This window comes from Dyadobacter sp. CY323 (assembly GCF_021390245.1).
Classification (GTDB): Bacteria; Bacteroidota; Bacteroidia; order Cytophagales; family Spirosomataceae; genus Dyadobacter.
The window spans coordinates 125,922-145,046 of the sequence record NZ_JAJUXH010000013.1; the positions used below are offsets into that span (position 1 = coordinate 125,922).

Below are 19,125 nucleotides of genomic sequence, written 5' to 3' on the forward strand. Positions count from 1 at the left end.
GTATATGTGAGATTTATGAAAAAACAACTATTCCTAACCCGTTTCTTTTTCCTGTTCATGCAGATATCCGCGTTCCAGCTGATGCTGGCCGCGGTGTTGGCAGGCGGATCTGTGGCCAGTCCCGTGCTGGCACAGGAGCTGCTCAATCGCAAAGTAAACCTGAAAGCCGAAAAATGGGAGGTTCGCAAGGTTTTGCGCTCGATCGAGCAACAGACGTCGATCCGGTTTGCATACCGGCCAAAATCAATACCGGTCGAGCAAAAAATTTCCCTTTCTGTCAGCAATATGCCATTATCGGAGGTGCTCGAAAGGGTAATGAAGCCATTGCATCTGAAATACGAGGTAGTCGGCGAGCAGATCGTTTTGAGTCCCGAGCAAAACACCCCGGCGGAAAATACCGGCCAACTTTCTTCCCCGGGACCTGCGCAGATCCTGGAACGGACGGTGACCGGGAAGGTTTCGGATGATCATGCAGAAGGACTTCCGGGCGTGAGCGTAGTTTTGAAAGGTACCCAAAACGGTACGATCACCGACGGCGACGGAAGGTATTCCCTGACATTTCCGCAGGATGAAGGCGTGCTGATCTTTTCGTTCGTGGGTTACATGCCCCAGGAAGTAACACTCGGCAGCCAGTCGACCATGGATGTAACGCTCATGTCGGACACCAAAACCCTGGAAGAACTTGTGGTGGTGGGTTACGGCGTTCAGAAAAAAACGGACCTGACAGGCTCGGTGGTTTCAGTAGGAGAAAAGGATTTTACGCAGGGGGTAAATAACTCGGCGCTGCAACTGGTGAATGGAAAGGCTTCGGGTGTGCAGATCAGCCAGTCGAGCTCGGCGCCAGGCGGCGGGATCAGCATCCGTATTCGCGGCGCAGGTTCCATTAACAGCAGCAATGAAGCACTGATCGTCGTGGACGGTCTGCCAGGCGCATCTGCCACTTCCATCAGCCCCGATGATATTGAATCGATACAAATTTTAAAAGATGCCTCGGCCGCAGCGATCTATGGTTCACGAGCGGCAAACGGCGTGGTACTGATCACGACCAAACGGGGCAAAAAGGGTGCTACAAGGGTCAATTACAATGCGTACATCGGCATTCAGACGGTCGCAAAGAAAATGGAAATGCTCGACGGGCAACAATATATGCGGGTACTGAACGAGCTTTCGGCTGATCAGGGCGGCCAGCCACGGTTTACAGAAGAGCAAATGCGCACAGTGGGAACCGGTACCGACTGGCAGGATCAGATTTTCCGGAAAGCGGTGGCGCACAACCACCAGCTTTCTTTCTCAGGGGGATCAGACAAATCGGCTTTTTATCTGGGAGTCAATTACCTCAGTCAGGATGGCGTCGTAAAACGGTCGGGTTTAAAAAAGTATAATGTCCGTCTGAACTATGAGCTCAATCCGAGTGACAAGTTTAAAATAAACCTCAATCTCAATACCAACCGAAGTATCAACAACAGTATTTTAACGACCAATGCGGGGAATGAATCTGCTGGTCCGATCAATACGGCACTTCAGTTCGACCCGACCATCGCGCCGGGGCTGAATGCATCGGGCAGGTATCCATTCAATTCACTCATCTCTCTGGAAAATCCCCTAGCCCTGATCAACGGCGTCGATCAATCCAATGTGAGCAACCGTACGTTTGGAACATTGTCTTCTGAGTACACCATTCTCAAAGGCTGGACTGCTACACTCCGGCTGGGCGGAGACATCGAAAACCAGCGGAGCGATAGTTATGTCAGCACCGCAACCCAGCGCGGACTCGCATCCGGCGGGAATGGAAATGTGATTTCACTTGAAGATAATCACTGGATATCCGAGTTATTTACAACCTACAACCGGACTTTCAACAAACACCAGATCTCTGTGCTGGGTGGGGCTACCCTGGAAAAATACGAATCCAGGCTTGTAGGCGCATCTGCAATGGGTTTTTTGTCTGATGTAAGCCTTACCAATCTGTTGGAGAGCGGCGATGGCGACCGGGGCGACAATGTTCGCAGCAGCCGGTCGACCAATAAGCTGAACTCTTATCTGGGAAGACTTAATTATACATTCAACGAGAAGTACCTGCTTACCGCCTCGATGAGGGCAGACGGTACGTCCCGGTTTTCGGACAAAAACAAATTTGCATTCTTCCCATCCTTTGCGCTGGGCTGGCGGTTGTCGGAGGAATCTTTTCTCAAACAAACCAACCTTTTCAATGATCTGAAACTCCGGCTGAGTTATGGCAAAAGCGGTAATCAGGCGATCGGTAACTTCGAAACTCTCCAAACCTTTATTGCAGGCGGCAGGGCGATCCTCGGTGGCGGACTTGTGCAGGGCGTAGAGCCGGCGCGCATCCCGAACCCGGATTTGAAATGGGAAACCACGGAGGAACTGGATTTAGGCATTGATTTCAGTGTTTTGCAAGGAAGGCTGAGTGGTTCTTTGGAGTATTTTATTAAAAATACCAGTGATCAGCTTTTCAACAAACCTCTTCCGACCACATCCGGATTCGAGAACATCCGTGTCAACTTCGGAACGGTACGTAACCGGGGAATCGATCTGATGCTGGAATCAAGGAATTTTGTCAATAACTTCAAATGGAACACGACTTTTACATTCTCAGCACTTCAAAACGAGGTAGTGGAACTGCCTGATTTCATTCCGCAAGTGATCACAGGAAACATCGGATATACCAGCAATTACGCGATTGTACGGACCGGAGAGGCAATGCGGTCATTTTACGGCTATCAGGTAGAGCGCCTGTTTCAAACAACCGATGATATTGCTTCTTCGGCACAGCCTGGCGCAAAACCAGGGCATCCCAAATTTGTAGATCAAAATAATGACGGAAAAATCGACCCGAACGACCGCGTGATCCTGGGCAGTCCTTTTCCAAAGTTTATTTTTGGTTTGAACAACACCTTTGCCTACAAAGGATTCAATCTGAATGTACTGATTACGGCGGTAGAAGGCATTAAAACACTCGATGGAAACATCATCGAATCCCTGTATCCGATCAATTTCGAAAGAAACCGCCTGACGGCCCATTACCTGGACCGCTGGACGCCTTCCAACACGGACGCCAAATATCCGTCGGGTGTAAATCCCAGTTCGTATGGCGGCGCGCTCGCGATCAATTCCATGACCGTAACCGACGCTTCCTTTGCCCGGCTTAAAACCGTTACGCTGGCTTATGACATTCCATTTTCAGGAAAAAAGATCAAGTCAGCCTCGGTATACCTGGCGGCAGACAATCTGCTGACAATCACAAAATTCCAGGGTTTCGACCCGGACGCCAACGCTTCCGGCACCGCCAACTCGCTTACGGCAAACACGGCCACCGCCGGCGTTCCAGCCGGATCCATCGAGCGCGCCAGCTACAACAGTTATCCGTTGAACCGTACGTTCCGGGTTGGTTTAAACATCGGTTTTTAAATGAGAACGATCATGAAAAAGATACATAACCTCACTACCCTCCTCTCCTTTTTGCTGATTTGCATGACGCAAACGGCCTGTAACGAATTCCTGGAAGAGGACGTTTATACGCAGTATGCGCCCGAGGACTTCGTAAAAAGCGAGGACGGGATCAAGAAAGTGCTGATCGGCGCATATAGCCGCCTGCAGGTGAACGGCGGGATGCGCGAAGACCAGTTTACCCTTTCTGAATTTCCGACAGACATCACGCTGGAAAGCGGCGGACAGTTCGAGAAGGACGCATTGCCTTTTATCAACTTCCAATGGGACGCTTCCTCTGCTTTCCTGCGGACGATATGGGTGCAGATGTATACCGCAATCCGAAATGCAAATGTACTGCTCGAAAATATCGACAATGTTACCTCACTGCCCGCCGAGCGGCTGGCGCAATACAAGGCAGAAGCCCGCTTTATCCGTGGGGAAGCTTATGCGCATTTGCACCGGTATTTCGGCCCCGTGCCGCTGGTGCTCACAACCTCTACCAGCGATTTACAGCCTGCAAAACCTTCCAATGAAGAATTTGTGGCATTTATTTCACAGGAATTATTGGAAGCGGCCCGCGACCTGCCGCTGAAACAGGACCTACTTGGAAAAGCGGACAAAGGGGTAGGCCTGGCGGTTCTGACTAAATTTTATCTTAATACAAAACAATGGCAAAAAGCCGCCGACGCAGCCAAAGAAGTAATCGATTTGAACAAATACAAACTGTATCCGGCGATCGAAAATCTTTTCGCGGTGGAAAATGAAATTAATGGCGAGTACATTTACATTTATCCCTGCGTGGCGCAGGGACCGGGCAACTTGTATATGGCGCACGCATTTCCACCCAACTATCCGATCCGCAGCAATTGGATCAACTATGGCGCGCAGTTCAGGACCTATACGAGTTTCGTAAAATCTTTCCACCCGCAGGACCGCCGCCTCAAAATGTTCGTAACCCAATATACGGATACGAATGGCAAGACATTTAATCTGTTGCAGGATGCCAGCGGAAAGGCGCTCGACGACGCCCGCAGCTTTAAATACACTCCGGACCCGAATGCGATCTCCCAAAATAATGGCAATGACATTCCGGTGATCCGGTATGCCGACATCCTGCTCAGCCGTGCAGAAGCACTCAATGAGCTAAATGGCCCGAATGCGGAGTCGGTCAGTTTGCTTAATCAGGTGCGTGTGCGTGCCGGAGTGCCTGAAATGACACTGGGTAATTTTGCTACCAAGGAAAGTTTGCGAGATCACCTGTTACAGGAACGTGGCTGGGAGTTTTTTACTGAGGGAAAAAGGCGGGAGGACCTGATCAGGACGGGTAAGTTCATATCAAGTGCCCTGGCGAGAGGGAAAACGGCAAAACCGCATCACGTACTGTATCCATTACCTCAATCGGAAATTGATGCGAATCCTAATTTGAAACAAAACGAGGGCTACTAAGCTGTCATTTGAAACAGTAACTATTATAAATCATGCTCAAAAACAGATATTCGGGTCCAATATTTCAGCTTGGGCTGGCAGTTGCTGCTGCTTTGACCTGCCTCGGTTTTTCCTTTCAAAACAAACAACAAGAAGCTACCAAACCTAATTTCCTGTTTTTCCTCGTCGATGACCTGGGCTGGTCTGATATCGGTGCATTCGGGAGTAGCTTTTACGAGACGCCCAATGTAGATGCACTGGCCAGAAAGGGAATGAAGCTAACCAGCGGCTACGCAGCCTGCCCGGTTTGCTCGCCCACCCGTGCCAGTATATTGACCGGTAAATATCCGGCACGAATGAAAACAACAGACTGGTTCGGTGCGCCACAGCCGGAAACGGCCGGCAAGCATTGGACCAAAAACAAACCGCTGCTGCCCGCATCTTATCTGGAGGAAATGCCGCTTGGAGAAGTTACCATCGCCGAAGCGTTGAAAGATAAAGGTTACAAGACTTTTTTCGCGGGAAAATGGCATCTAGGCCAGGAAGGTAACTGGCCGGAAAACCAGGGTTTTGAAATTAATAAAGGGGGATACTGGGCTGGCTCCCCGAGGGGAAGCCATTATTTTGCGCCATATGATAATCCACGTTTGCCCGACGGTCCGGCCGGAGAAAATCTTACAGACCGTCTTGCCAATGAGACTATCTCTTTCATTGAGTCTCAAAAATCTGCTCCCTTTTTTGCCTATCTCTCATTTTATTCTGTCCACACGCCATTAGGCGCACCGCAGGGTCTCATTGACAAATATACAGAAAAGAAAAAGCGGCTGGGACTGGAAGACAAGTGGGGTAAGGAAGACCAGAATAAGGTGCGACTGAACCAATGCCTGCCTGTATACGGAGCGATGGTCGAATCCATGGACATGGCTGTGGGCAAGGTAATGGCGGCTTTGAAAACCAATGGGCTGGACAAAAACACGGTGGTGATATTCATGTCGGACAATGGCGGATTGGCTACATCGGAAGGTCACCCCACTTCGAACCTGCCGTTGCGGGCCGGGAAAGGCTGGCTGTACGAAGGAGGTATTCGCGAGCCGATGATTGTGCATTGGCCGGGTGTCACCAAAACAGGCAGTGTGTCTGATGCCCCGGTGATCAGCACTGATTTTTACCCGACCATACTGGAAATGGCCGGTTTGCCGCCGATGCCAAAGCAACACATCGACGGCAAAAGCATGGTGCCGGTTTTGAAAGGAAAGGCACAACGGCGAGGCCCTGTTTTTTGGCATTATCCGCATTACGGCAACCAGGGAGGCTCGCCTGGCTCTGCGGTGCGCTCAGGCGACTGGAAGCTGATCGAATTTTACGAAGAAGGTCGCCAGCCGGAACTGTACGACCTGAAGAACGACTTATCTGAGCAGCGTAATGTATACAAACAAAACACAGCGAAAGCTACCGAATTGAAAAAAATGCTCGATGCCTGGCGCAACGACGTGCAGGCAAACCTGCCTTCGAAAAACCCGAATAGCGGAAAATGAAACACAAGTATTTACCCCTATAATGATCATGCCGGATCATCGCTTATCTAATTCCGCTTCAACCGGAACAACCCCCTCCAGATGCTTTTTATACGCCGCTACCAGTTCCGCGACCACTTCCGGATATTTTTTCCCGATCTCGAATTTTTCCGACGGATCGTGTTCCAGGTTGTAGAGTAATGGCGGATTATGTTCTTCCGCCGGCTTCTGCGAATAAGAAGCATTGGTTTTGAAATGCGCCTTGTATGCCCCTTTTCTGATCGCATACAGGTTGTTGGCATCGTAATAATACACAACATCGGTAACCTTGTCCGACTTTCCTTTCAGGATATCAATGATGTTATTTCCATCCAGAGGCTTATCTTTTGGTATGTCAATCCCTGTCAATTGAAGAATCGTCGGGTACAAATCCATGGAAGTTGCAACAGCGGAGGATATCTGGTTCTTTACGGTCCCCGGCATCCACGCGATTGCCGGAACACGCATCCCACCCTCGTAAGTGGAAGCTTTCGCTTCGTAAAGCAAACCCGCCGAGCCGCCGGTCTCGTCGATCAGGGACCTGATCAGCCAGGGACCATTGTCACTTAAAAAGATTACCAATGTATTTTTGTCCAACTTATGTTCTTTCAGTTTGCTCAGGATCTGTCCGACACTCCAGTCCAGTTCTTCTACCACATCGCCGTATGGCCCGCGTTTGCTTTTTCCTGCAAAACCGGGAGATGCGTGTAATGGAACGTGTGGGAACGGACTTGCATAATAAATGAAAAATGGCTTGCTGCGATTTTTGGTGATCAGGTCGGTCACCTCCGTGGTAAACCTTTTCGTAAGCAGGTTCTGATCAGGCTCGGTTTCGATCAGTTTATCGTCGCGGTATAATGGCAGCGGCGGGTTGGTTGTTCCAAACGCTTTGCCGTCACGCGCCGCGAAAGAAGGTTCCTTTCCCATATCATTGGAATATGGGATCCCCAGGTAGGAATCAAAACCATAATTCAGCGGCAGAAACTCAGGTAAATGCCCTAAATGCCATTTTCCTACGATTGCGGTCTGATAACCTTTTCCCTTCAATGCTTTTGGCAATGTGGTTTCACGTTTCGGCAGACCGCTGGTGGAATTGGTAAAAAATACTTTATTGGCCGCATTAGTCCCGAAAACGCCATTGCGTATCGGCAGCCTGCCCGTCAGTAAAGCGGCCCGGCTTGGCGAGCAAACATTGGCTGCAACATAAAATTGCGTAAAACGTGTGCCTTCCAGCGCCATCCTGTCCAGATTGGGCGTCCGTATCGTCGGGTGCCCATAGGAACTCAGGTCGCCGTAGCCCAGATCATCGGCAAGGATAATGATGAAATTCGGTTGCCTGGCTGTCTGTGCGAAGCCGGGATTTAATCTGAATAAAAACGAAATAAACAGAACACAGAAGGTATATTTTCTCATTGTTACTATTTTCAAATGCTGCATTTATATTACAAACTTACTTGTACCCCTCATTCTGTTTCAGGTTCGGATTACGGTCAATTTCACTTTGCGGCAGCGGGAAAAGTACCTGGTAATCAAACGCCACTTTCCCCCGCGATTTTGCCAGTTCAATAAATTTCCCATGACGGATCAGGTCCTGACGGCGCAGTTCTTCCGAAAAAAACTCCCACCCTCTTTCTTTCAGGATATGCGCGCGCAAAAGATCTTTTGAAGCGACATCCGCCAGTTTCAAGGGATCAACACCCGCTTTTACACGCACCTGATTGATGAGCTCTATCGCCTCGGCCGTTGGCCCGTTTAATTCATTTAATGCTTCTGCCTTACTTAAAAGAATATCGGCATACCGGACTACCGGAAAATCGTTTCCCAAATCAGCCCCCGTCGCAGGCAAGTCCTCCTCAAATTTAAAACTACGCTTATCATCCTTGCCGAGCACAATGTGTTTGCCGGCCAGATCGTCATACTCCGTCAGAAATACCTGGCGGCGCTGGTCTTTCGGGTCGAATGAATCGTAAAAGCCTGATAATGTTTTCAGTTGGGTCGCATAGTTGGCTTTTGCCGTACCCTTGTATTTGTAGTTTGGCGGGGCAGCATGCGGCAGGTAATTGGTACCCAGGCCTGGCTGCGCAATGTGCGGACGGACATAGATAAATTCGCTGTTTACCTCATTGGACAGCTTGAAAAGATCGGCCCGGTTGGCGCTGTTGAAGAGGCTGTATGCATTCAGAGCAATCACTTTTTGCGCGGTTTCATTGGTCTTTGCCCAGTCTTTGTTGTTCAGGTAAAATTTGGTCAGGAAAGCCAGCGCGGCACCTTTGGTCGCCCGACCATACTGTTTTGCTTTCAGCGGGAGGATTTCACTTACAGCATTCAATTCATCCGTAACAAACTTGACAAATTCCTCTTTGGACGCTCTGGCCGGCCTGTCTTCACTGCTGCTGATGCTGCTCGTGATAATGGGTGTGGGGCCAAAAAGATCGTAGAGGTAAATGTATCCGCTGGCGCGTAGAAACCGTGCTTCGGCAACGATCTGCTTCTTCCTTTCTTCGTCAAAATCAATATTGGGCACATTGTCGATCACCAGATTGGCGCGGTAAATGCCGCTGTAATACCGCGTCCAGCCGACATCGAAAAATTCGTGGGAAGCATTCCAGGTAAAATCTTCCAATGGCTGGGCCAGCCCCCGCAAACCGCCTTCCCGGATAATCAGCAAGTCCGTGGTCACTTCGGCCATCACGAAAATATTCCTGAACCCGTCGGTACCCTGCTTTTGTTCAAGCGCGTAAGCTGCATTTAAAAGTGCCTCGGCATCGTCGGCGGTTTTGAAGAAATTATTGGGGCCAAATGAAGAGAACACTTCCTCTTCCAGCGGCTTGTCGCAAGCTAATACGCTCAGTAATAAAAATATATAAAGTAGCTTTTTCATTTTAAGATCTGCTCAAATGTTATAGGTTGATACTCACGCCTGCTGTAAAAGTGCGGGACAACGGAAATGCATTGTAGTCCGCGCGCACATTGGAAGTTCCGAAAGCGCTCACTTCGGGATCATAGCCCGTGTATTTGGTAATGGTAAAAAGGTTTTGTCCCGTTACGTAAACCTGTACATTCCGTACATGCTTCCACTTCGCAGTCGGGAAATTGTAGGTTAACTGAAGGGTTTTCAGGCGCAGGTAAGACGCATCCTCCACCGCCCGGCTATTCACATTACTCGTGTATGCCACAGCCACCGGAATCGCGGACGAATTTGCATTGGTCGGGTTGGAAGGTGTCCAGCGATCGGTGTAGGTTTCCTCCAGACGGTTGCGGCGGAACGAGATCGGATTCTCAGATTCCGTGCGGTTCAGGTTGAAGAGCTTACTTCCCTGCACACCCTGGAAAAAGAAGGAGAGATTGAATGGACCGTAAGTAAAATCGTTATTGAGCCCGTAGGTGAATTTAGGAAACGGTGATCCCAGGATCGTCCGGTCGGCGGAATTGATCGCGCCATCCTTGTTCACATCGCGGTATTTGTATTCGCCTGGCCTCGACAATGGCTGCGCGGAAGAAGCGATGTTATCGTTTTGCTGAAAAACACCGTCGACCATGTAGCCATAGTACGCATTCAATGGATCGCCTTTGCGGATGATCGTGAAATCATTTGTAAAACCGGCCGAACCACCCAAAATAAAAGGTAACGCGCCCAGGTCCGTCACTTCATTTTTGATCGCAGAAAAGTTAGCGGAAGTCCGCCAGGTGAATGGCGCAGTAATGTTAATGGAGGTCAGGCTCAGCTCAAATCCTGAATTTTTTAGCCCGCCCACATTCTTGAAAGTCGTGGTAAAACCTGTCGTACGCGGTACCGGAAGCTGTAACAACAGATCTTTGGTTTCTTTCTGAAAATAATCAATGCTACCCGTCAGCCTGTTTTCCAGTACACCAAAATCGATTCCTAAGTCCAGTTGGCTCGTTGTTTCCCATTTCAGATCCGGGTTCGGCAGCTGCGTGGTGGAGATACCGACGTAAGGCGTGCCGTCAAAAATGGCTTGGCCCTGCGGACCAAGCAGTACCAGCGACTTGTAACTTCCGATATCCTGGTTACCGGTAAGTCCGTAACTGGCGCGGAATTTCAGATCCGTGATCGCATTGACGTTTTTCAAAAACAGCTCGTCTTTGATCCGCCAGCCCAAAGCCACGGAAGGAAAAATCCCGTACTTTTTGTTTTCTCCAAACCTCGACGAACCGTCGGCGCGGATCGAGGCGGTCAGCAAATATTTATCATACAAATTGTAGTTCACGCGACCCAAATAAGAAAGCAACTGGTTCTTGGTCCGGCCTGAACCCAACGAAAATGTACTTTGTGCACCCGCCGCCAGGTTATCCGTCCCCAATGCGTCCAGCGGGAAGTTCTGCGCGCCGGCTGTTAATGTATTGACCTCAAATTCCTGGAATGTATAGCCGCCCAGGACTTCGATCTGATTGTCCTTGTTCAATGCTTTGTTGTACCGGGCGGTAACTTCGATCAGGTTATTGTATGAATTACTGGTGAGTATATTGGCAACCCCTTTTGTTCCCTCCGCCCTTTTGGTAAGTCTTGAAGTGAAGATATCCCGGCGAGAATCCTGCCTGTCGGTGCCGACATTGATCTTGGCCGAAAGAGAAGGTATAAAGAAGTATTCGGCAAAAACGCTGGCGAAGGTCCGGTTAGTCGTTGCAAAATCGCTTACCTCACTGGCTAACCCCACCGGATTTTCCAGGTTAACGATCTGCGTCTGCGTCCAGTTGCCATTTGCATTTCTGATCGAAAGTGTCGGGTCCTGAAAGATAGCGGTGTTGATCACTCCTGCTCCCTCATTTACGCTGACCCCATTTGGCACAAAATCGTCCTTAACATTACTGGAATTCAGGCTGAGCCCGAATTTGAATTTGTCGTCTGTGTAGTTCAGGTTTACCCGCCCCACGTATTTTTTGATTCCGGAGCTGATCACCACGCCTTTCTGGTCGAGGTAATTCAGCGAGGCGTAGTAATTGAATTTATCCTGGCCGCCGGAAAAACTCAGCTGGTGGTTTTGCACCGTGCCGTTCCTGAAAATTTCATTCTGCCAGTAGGTACCATTTCCGATTTGCGCGATCTGCTCGGAGGTAAATTCCGGCACTTGTTTCTGATCGGCCCGCAGGTCGTTTAGCAGGCTGATATATTGTTTAGCATCCAGCATCGGTACTTTTTTTGCTACCTTGGAAATTCCGCCTGAAACCGAATAATTGACATTCAGCTTTCCTTTTGAGCCTTTTTTGGTGGTAATCAAAATCACCCCGTTAGCGCCGCGGGAGCCATAAATAGCTGTCGCAGAAGCGTCTTTCAGGATTTCAACCGATTCAATATCATTTGGATTGAGCGCATTCAGCGGATTTCTTGGCGCTGTTTCAGAAACCACCGTCGAGCTGGGAACGACTGACGTATTGTTGATCGGCAATCCGTCGATCACGTACAGCGGCTCATTATTGGCATTGATCGAATTGGCCCCGCGGATGCGGATCGTTACCCCACCGCCCGGCTCGGAGCTGGATTGTGTCACCTGCACGCCGGCAGACCGGCCGGAGATCAACTGATCCACAGAGGTTTGCACGCCTTTATTGAAATCTCTACTATCCAGCGAACTCACCGAACCGGTAAGATCCCTTTTCTTTTGCGTTCCGTAACCTACCACAACCAGCTCATTTAGCTGGCGCGTGTCGTCACTCAGCTGCACATTTACCTGCGATCTGCGCTTGACAGCAACTTCCTGCGTCAGATATCCAATACCCGAGATCACCAGCACCGCCTCGTCGCCGACCTGAATTTCGAAAGCACCTTCTGCATTGGTTGTCGTACCGGCCGTAGAACCTTTTACCAGCACATTGATTCCCGGCAATGGCGACTGGTCATTGGCCGAGCTTACTTTGCCTTTAATGAGAGACTGAGAGAAACCAGGAAGTACCAGCAGCAACAGGCCCGCGATAACTACTCCTGAATGATAAAAATGGAAAAGTTTTGACATATTAAGTATTAGTCTATTTAATCTATGGACAAATAACGTTAATGCAAATGTATTTTCCAATTGCTGTAAGGCGTACCTAAATAATCTATTAAGTCTATATAGATTATATTTTTATTTTTAAGCCTCGCTGGCCCGATTATGATGAAGGCGGCAGATTTTCATAAAACACTTTTATTATGAGGTACAAATTACCAATCAGGAAATTGCAGGTAGTCGCAGCTGCGTTTCTGCTTTCAACCGGCCTGGCTGCTGCACAGCAAGGCACGGTAAAGGGCACCGTAAAAGATGGGCAGGAGGTATTGCCCGGTGCATCTATTTTTGTTCAGGGTAGCGGCGCTGGTGTGCTTACCGGTTCCGACGGCACCTTTTCGCTCCCGCTGCCGGCAGGTACGCACATTGTCAATGCAAGCTTTACCGGTCTGGCGCCGGAGCAGCAATCCGTTACGGTCCGGGATGGCGAAACCATTGAGGTGAATTTCGATCTGAAAACAACTTCGCTGAATGAACTGGTTGTGCTAGGCTCCCGGGGCGAGCCGCGTTCTCAGCTCGATACGCCGGTTCCGGTAGATGTGATCGATGTGAAAAACCTGGTCAGGGATGTGGGACAAGTGAACCTGAACCAGATCCTGAATTACGTCGCTCCTTCTTTCAATTCCAATACGCAGGTTCTGGGGGATGGAACGGATCATATTGACCCGGCTTCCTTGCGTGGCCTGGGCCCGGACCAGGTATTGGTTTTGATAAATGGAAAACGCCGCCATACCACTTCCTTAATAAATATTAACGGCACATTCGGGAAAGGCTCCGTGGGAACGGATTTGAATGCAATTCCGACTTCTTCGATCAAGCGAATCGAAATTTTACGGGACGGTGCATCAGCACAGTATGGATCCGATGCCATTGCAGGCGTAATCAATATAATACTGGAAGATAATGTCAATGAGCTGCGGGCCAGCATTACTGCCGGAGGTTTTGTATCAAAAAATTCCGAGGGAGGAATCGACGGGGAAACCGTGCAGGCCAATGCCAATTACGGGCTTGCAATCGGCAGCAAAGGCGGCTTTTTCAATCTGGCAGGATCGTTCGATTTTCGCAATCCGACCAACCGGATGAAGGAATTTACAGGCGTAATTTTTTCTGATTATAACAACCCTGCCCTGTTTCCGGCACCGACCGGCGCCGATATAACAAATGCCGAGCTGCAACGCAGAGGTTTGACACGGTCTGATTTTAATTCGAGGATCGGACAGGCATCTGCCCGCGGCGGCGCCATTTCATTCAACAGTGTGATCCCCTTGGATAATGCCGCTGAAATCTATGCTTTCGGTGGACTCAACTACCGCCACGGCGAGTCGGCCGCTTTCCGCCGTACCCCCTCGCAATTAACCCAGAACATTGCTGAAATTTATCCCCTGGGCTATTTGCCTTTGATTGGAACTGACAACTATGATCAGTCTTTTGCGACCGGTATCCGCGGTAAGGTCGGCCAGTGGAATGCAGACCTTAGCAATACATTTGGCCGTAACCAGATCGACTTTACTACTTCGAGTTCTTTGAATGCTTCTCTTTTGAAAGCCTCGCCTACCCGTTTCACGGACGGTGGTTACCGGTTTGCTCAAAACACCACCAACCTGGACCTGAACCGCAACTTTGACAATGTACTGAGCGGACTGAATGTGGCATTCGGCGCGGAACACCGGTACGAAAATTACCAGATCATACAGGGTGAAGAAAAGTCCTGGGGCGATTACGGCAGGGCTGTACAAGTGGGCGTGGACGCAACCGGGAAGGATATTCTGATCCCGAGTCTGACTGGAAATGTGTTTACCCTGAAAGCTGCAAACGGTGGAAATTATGCCGGCGGAGCGCAGGCATTCCCAGGTTTCAGGCCGGAAAACGCAATCAATGTTTCCCGGACTTCCGTTGGATTATATACTGATCTTGCCTTAAATATCACGCAAAGCTGGTTAATGGACGGTGCATTACGATTTGAGAACTACTCGGATTTCGGCTCTACTCTGAACTGGAAACTATCGACACGTTATAAGATCGGAGAAAACTTTGCGATCCGCGCCGCAGCCAGTACCGGTTTCCGCGCACCTTCGCTGCACCAGCGCTATTTCAGTGCAACTTCAAGCTTATTCGTGGATGGGCAGATCATCCAGTCGGGCACTTTTACCAATGAAAGCAGGCCCGCTCAGTTGCTTGGAATTCCTGAACTGAAACAGGAAACTTCAATCAATTACAGTGCTGGTTTCACAGGAAGTTTCGGAAAATTCAAGGTCACTGTTGACGGGTATTATGTTCGTATCGATAACCGGATCATCTATACCGGACAATTCAGCGGAAGCAATGCGGCTACCGCCAGTCCGCAGGACAGAGAGATCTTCCAATTACTCTCTCAGGCAAATGCTCAAACCGCACGGTTTTTTGCCAACGCCATTGATACCGAAACCAAAGGAATTGACGCGGTTTTGACTTATAGTGAGCGTTTTGGCAAGTCTCGGTTCCGGGCAGACCTTTCGGGAACATTCGTTAAAACCAATATCGTCGGAAACGTGAAAGCATCGCCGCTGCTGGCTGGAAAAGAATCCACTTACTTTGATCCTGCGAGCCGCATCTATCTTGAATCCGCCGTTCCCAGGGTGAAAAGCAACCTGACACTCAGCTATAACATCGGGAAATTCGGTGCTTTTTTGAGAAACGTGTATTTCGGGCCCGTCGATGCCGCCACCAACGTGGAAGCGGATGCGCAGACATTCGGATCGAAAATCATTACCGACCTCTCGCTCAGCTACGATATTTCTACGTCAGTTCGTTTCACACTCGGTGCCAATAACTTGCTGGACGTTTACCCGGACGAAACCATAGGAGGTAATCGCGGGGCAGGATACTTCGTTTATTCCCGTACCGGCCAGCAGTTTGGCTTCAATGGCAGATTTGCATTTGCACGTCTCAGCCTTACCTTGTAATAACTTCAAATGCAAACTCCTGCATTCAGGTCGCAGCTCAAACCGCGACCTGAATGCAGGAGTTACAAACAAAGCTGACGGCTCCTCCCATTAAAAATACCCGCCCTTTTCCGTGATATCCTGAATCGACTGTCCTTCTTTTACCCAGCCAAAAATCACCTTCTCGTTTTCAATAATTTCTTCCGCCCGCAGCAAAACGTCGTATGCTACGGCCCGCGGCACCACCAGCACACCATCGATATCTCCCAGAATAATGTCTCCCGGCTTAATGGTAGCATCGCCGATCTGGATCGTCACCTGGTAATGCGTGATCAGGCAGCGGCCCAGACTACCATTTGAGATCCGGTATTTATAAAAGACCGGAAAATCAGCTTCCAGAATCTGGTGCGTGTCTCTTATTCCTCCGTCAATGCAAGCTGCTTTTACTTTTTTACCTTTGGCGGTGGCAGTCATTACTCCGCCCCACAACGTTGCTTTCTGGTCACCGGTTGTATCCCAGACTACAAAAGAATCTTCATGCATTTCATCCAGCATTTTCACCCGGAACTCCATTTCTCCCTTGATCATGGCATTGGGTGCGCTTTTAACGGTAAATGCAAGGCCCGCAACGGTGCGGTATTCCCGGAGCGGCACAATATGTCCCGGGAGCGCCTGGTTTAGCAGGCAAAATTCCCGCATTACATCATTTACGGCGCCGGTGTACAGTTTCTCGTAACGTTCCAGCAATTCTTTGTCGGGAATGGGAAAAGGCTCTGTTGACCGGCCTTCCCTGAATTCGATGAGCTCCTCCAGGTTCATCATCCCTACCTCTTTTTTATACTGATCTACACTCATGATTTTCGAATTTTAAGCGTTGAATTTTATAGTTTATTGGTGTTTAAAGTCTAATTTTTTGACGTGCCCAATGGCGAAGTCACCAGGGGCGAGTTCCACGATTTGACCGTCAGTACCGGTTTCTGACTTGCATCCGGTTCACGCCAGAGCACATCCATCACGATCTGCCTGGCCTCCCCGGCCGCCAGCCAGAAATAATTATCATCCGCCACGATCGCTCTCTTTACGCCCGAAATATCCATTTTGGTCATAAATGCCGGAGAAGTTCCTGTATTTTTTACGGTTACTTTGATCCGGCTCCGGTCATTGCCGATCTTCTCCTGGCTGTTGGCGACAACGGTCAGCGTGGTTTGGGGTGATTTAGTGATCGTCGGTTTGAGCCACGGGCCTTTGTCGAGTGCGATCCAGGGAATCGGTGTGGAGGTATATTCCTTGAAAAAAGCCTCGTCACGCATTTTGGAAAGTACTCTTGGAAAATAAACCGAGCGCGAGATCAGCTTCCCGGACGGATCTTTCAACTCGGCCAGGACCAGTAAAAAACGGTCGTTGTATTCTGCGGGAATTTTGAATTTGCCAGTAGCACTGCTGGTCACCGAAGTTCCGGCCTGGATCTGTAACGTTTTTTCATTTTCCCAAAGGGTTTTAAATGCGTCATCCAATACGCTGACGGTCAATTTCGCGCCGTTAATTGCAGCAGGCCTGGCATGCGTAACTTTTACCGGCAGGTCCATTTCTTCTCCCGATTTCCACAATAACCTCGGAATATCTACCGCGACGTGCGTGGGTTCATAAGTTCGTTTCAAAAAATAATAAGGAGCTCCTGCGTTGCCGAACCAGTCGATGAGCTGGATCGCGATCACAGGCCAGTGCCGTTTGAAAACCCAGGGCATCAAACCCGTAGTCACCGGATAATTTCCCTGCACCTTTTCTGAAAATACCTGGTAAAACTCCCCCGCGCCCACCTGTGAGGCCTCCGAGATCTCATCGATCGTCGGATCTGCAACATCAATGATATGAGAAGCGCGGCTCAGCATACGCGGCACCCGGCCAGGGCCGTATTCGGTAAAATGATGGATAAATTCCGGATGGTCTTTTTCAAATGTTTTCTCCCACATTTTCCCGAGTCCGACAAATTCTTTGTTATCGACCGTCTCGTAAAAAACACTTGCCTCGGGCAGCGAATGCATCCCGGTTTCCGAAATCCACGGTGCTTTCGCGTAGCTGCGGTTGTACCAGACCGGGTCCATATCGGGATACACGTGTATCGCTCCGTGGTCGGGCGTGGTCCGTTTGAATGGTCTTGCGGGATCGAATATCTTCAAATTGCGTTCCAGTATACCAATGGAAGTGGCGTTACCGGAAGAATAAGCATTGAACTCATTTCCCCCGCACCAGATCGCCAGCGAAGGATGGTTTCTTAGCCGGACGATATTCTGAACCACCTGCGCCTCCCACACATCCTGCGGGTAATCGGGCGTATCCTGGTTACCGATCGGGAAATCCTGCCAGACCATGATCCCCAGCTCGTCGCAGATGTCATAGAAATGTTTGGTTTCCAGCAGCCCACCACCCCAGATCCTGATCAGCTGAACGCCCATTTTTTTGGCCGCCTCCAGAGTCCACCGGTATCGTTCGTAGGGCAGATCGAGCAGAATATCCTGGGGCGTAAAATTCATCCCTTTTACAAAAACTTTTTTGCCATTGATCACAAACTGCCAGTTGTCCCACCGGTCACGGGTACGGGGCCCGGCTGTCGGAAGAAATGCGATGGTACGTATGCCGTGTTTGAAATGGATATTGTCCAGAACTTTATCATTCTGCATCAGTGTAATTTTTACATCATACATATCCGCTTTTCCCAGGCCCGTGGGGTTCCAAAGCTTTGGATTGGCAAGGATAATGTCTTTTTCAAGCCAGTTACGGCCTTGGGTGAGTTCTATTTTCCAGCTCTGTTTACTGACCGGTTTCCCGTCCGACAACAGCTCCATTTGTACCGCGTAATTTCCGTTTTGCGCCTCGAATTTCTGCCCGAAATTGTCCGGGTGGTCGAGCTGCGTATTGTTCCAGGGATGCAGTTTTAAATTGGTAGAAGCTTCATTCGCAAGAAGTTCCAGCGACAAATGAAGGTCCGCCTGTTTATCTGAAGATTTGACGGTGGTCAGGAATGGACGCTCCATATGGACTTTCGGAACAACTTCCAGCCTTACGCCCTGCCACATTCCCACGCTGAAAAACGCTTCTCCACCCGATCCGCCCGAAATGACCCACGGTTTGATGATCTTGCCGCTCACCCTTGGATTGTACCCTTTGCGTTTGGAATAATCAAATTCGCCGGAAGCCGACCGGGGCAGATCTTCCAGTTTGGTTGCCTTGTTTCCCCAGTTACCCGCCCGTACTTCGACTGTAATTTCATTGTCTGATTTCAGAAAACGGCTGATTTCCACCGTCGGCCCGCCGAACATGCCTTCGTGCACGCCTACCAGCGAATCGTTCACCCATACTTTTGAAAAATAATCGACTCCTTCAAAACAGAGAAATACGTAACTATCTGCGGCCTTTTCCGGCATTTTGAACGAACGCCGATAGTACCATACTTTCTCGTCGAGCCACCAGTACTTTTCTGAATTCTTATTGTAGTAAGGATGCGGCAACTTCCCCGCCTTGAAATACGACCAGTGAACCGAATTAGGAATGCTGGTTTTAAAAACGTCCTTTAATTCCGCTAACTCTGACCTGTTTTTGATCGGCTTGTCCGCATGGCCGAGCGTCCAGCCTTCGCCGGACAATTCCACGTGCTGCGCGCCGCTCCGTTCGGTGACGCGGTAGGGTTGCCAGAGATTTTTCTCCACCGGCTGGCTTTGTGCCAGTGTGGTTGAAGAAATTAATAATACGATAATGTATATGCAGATTTTCATGCCATTT

At 49.6% G+C, this 19,125-nt stretch carries 9 protein-coding genes; 4 read left to right on the forward strand and 5 right to left on the reverse strand.

Annotated elements, in window-relative coordinates; genetic code table 11:
* The first annotated feature begins 15 nt into the window (after positions 1–15).
* The 3 genes from LZG72_RS19215 to LZG72_RS19225 are packed head-to-tail and all read left to right on the forward strand — an operon-like array spanning position 16 to position 6,410.
* On the forward strand, positions 16–3,429 hold the full coding sequence (locus LZG72_RS19215; RefSeq protein ID WP_233876116.1) for a TonB-dependent receptor: 3,414 nt from the start codon (positions 16–18) through the stop codon (positions 3,427–3,429).
* Between the two features lie 12 nt (positions 3,430–3,441).
* Positions 3,442–4,896, forward strand: a complete 1,455-nt coding sequence (locus tag LZG72_RS19220; RefSeq protein WP_233876117.1) for a RagB/SusD family nutrient uptake outer membrane protein — start codon at positions 3,442–3,444, stop codon at positions 4,894–4,896.
* Positions 4,897–4,928: 32 nt separating this feature from the next.
* The gene (locus tag LZG72_RS19225; RefSeq protein WP_233876119.1) at positions 4,929–6,410 is read left to right on the forward strand and encodes a sulfatase; all 1,482 of its coding nucleotides are present in this window, start codon (positions 4,929–4,931) and stop codon (positions 6,408–6,410) included.
* A gap of 36 nt (positions 6,411–6,446) precedes the next feature.
* Here LZG72_RS19225 and LZG72_RS19230 read toward each other — a convergent pair whose 3' ends face one another.
* Genes LZG72_RS19230 through LZG72_RS19240 form a run of 3 tightly spaced genes read right to left on the reverse strand, consistent with a single transcriptional unit; the run spans position 6,447 to position 12,397 of the window.
* The gene (locus LZG72_RS19230; RefSeq protein WP_233876121.1) at positions 6,447–7,841 is read right to left on the reverse strand and encodes a sulfatase; all 1,395 of its coding nucleotides are present in this window, start codon (positions 7,839–7,841) and stop codon (positions 6,447–6,449) included.
* Positions 7,842–7,878: 37 nt separating this feature from the next.
* Positions 7,879–9,309 carry a RagB/SusD family nutrient uptake outer membrane protein gene (locus LZG72_RS19235; RefSeq protein WP_233876123.1) on the reverse strand — a complete coding sequence of 477 codons (1,431 nt, stop codon included), beginning with the start codon at positions 9,307–9,309 and terminating at the stop codon, positions 7,879–7,881.
* A gap of 19 nt (positions 9,310–9,328) precedes the next feature.
* Entirely contained in the window at positions 9,329–12,397 is a 3,069-nt protein-coding gene (locus LZG72_RS19240; protein WP_233876125.1) for a TonB-dependent receptor, read from the reverse strand.
* Between the two features lie 176 nt (positions 12,398–12,573).
* On the opposite strand from LZG72_RS19240, the gene LZG72_RS19245 reads away from it, so the two are divergent.
* Positions 12,574–15,369: a TonB-dependent receptor gene (locus tag LZG72_RS19245; RefSeq protein WP_233876127.1), complete on the forward strand. Its 2,796-nt coding sequence runs from the start codon at positions 12,574–12,576 to the stop codon at positions 15,367–15,369.
* Between the two features lie 90 nt (positions 15,370–15,459).
* On the opposite strand, the gene LZG72_RS19250 is transcribed toward LZG72_RS19245, so the two are convergent.
* Together LZG72_RS19250 and LZG72_RS19255 are read right to left on the reverse strand one after the other, a co-directional pair.
* On the reverse strand, positions 15,460–16,203 hold the full coding sequence (locus LZG72_RS19250) for an RraA family protein (protein WP_233876129.1): 744 nt from the start codon (positions 16,201–16,203) through the stop codon (positions 15,460–15,462).
* Positions 16,204–16,253: 50 nt separating this feature from the next.
* Entirely contained in the window at positions 16,254–19,118 is a 2,865-nt protein-coding gene (locus LZG72_RS19255) for a glycosyl hydrolase 2 galactose-binding domain-containing protein (protein ID WP_233876131.1), read from the reverse strand.
* Positions 19,119–19,125: the final 7 nt, after the last annotated feature.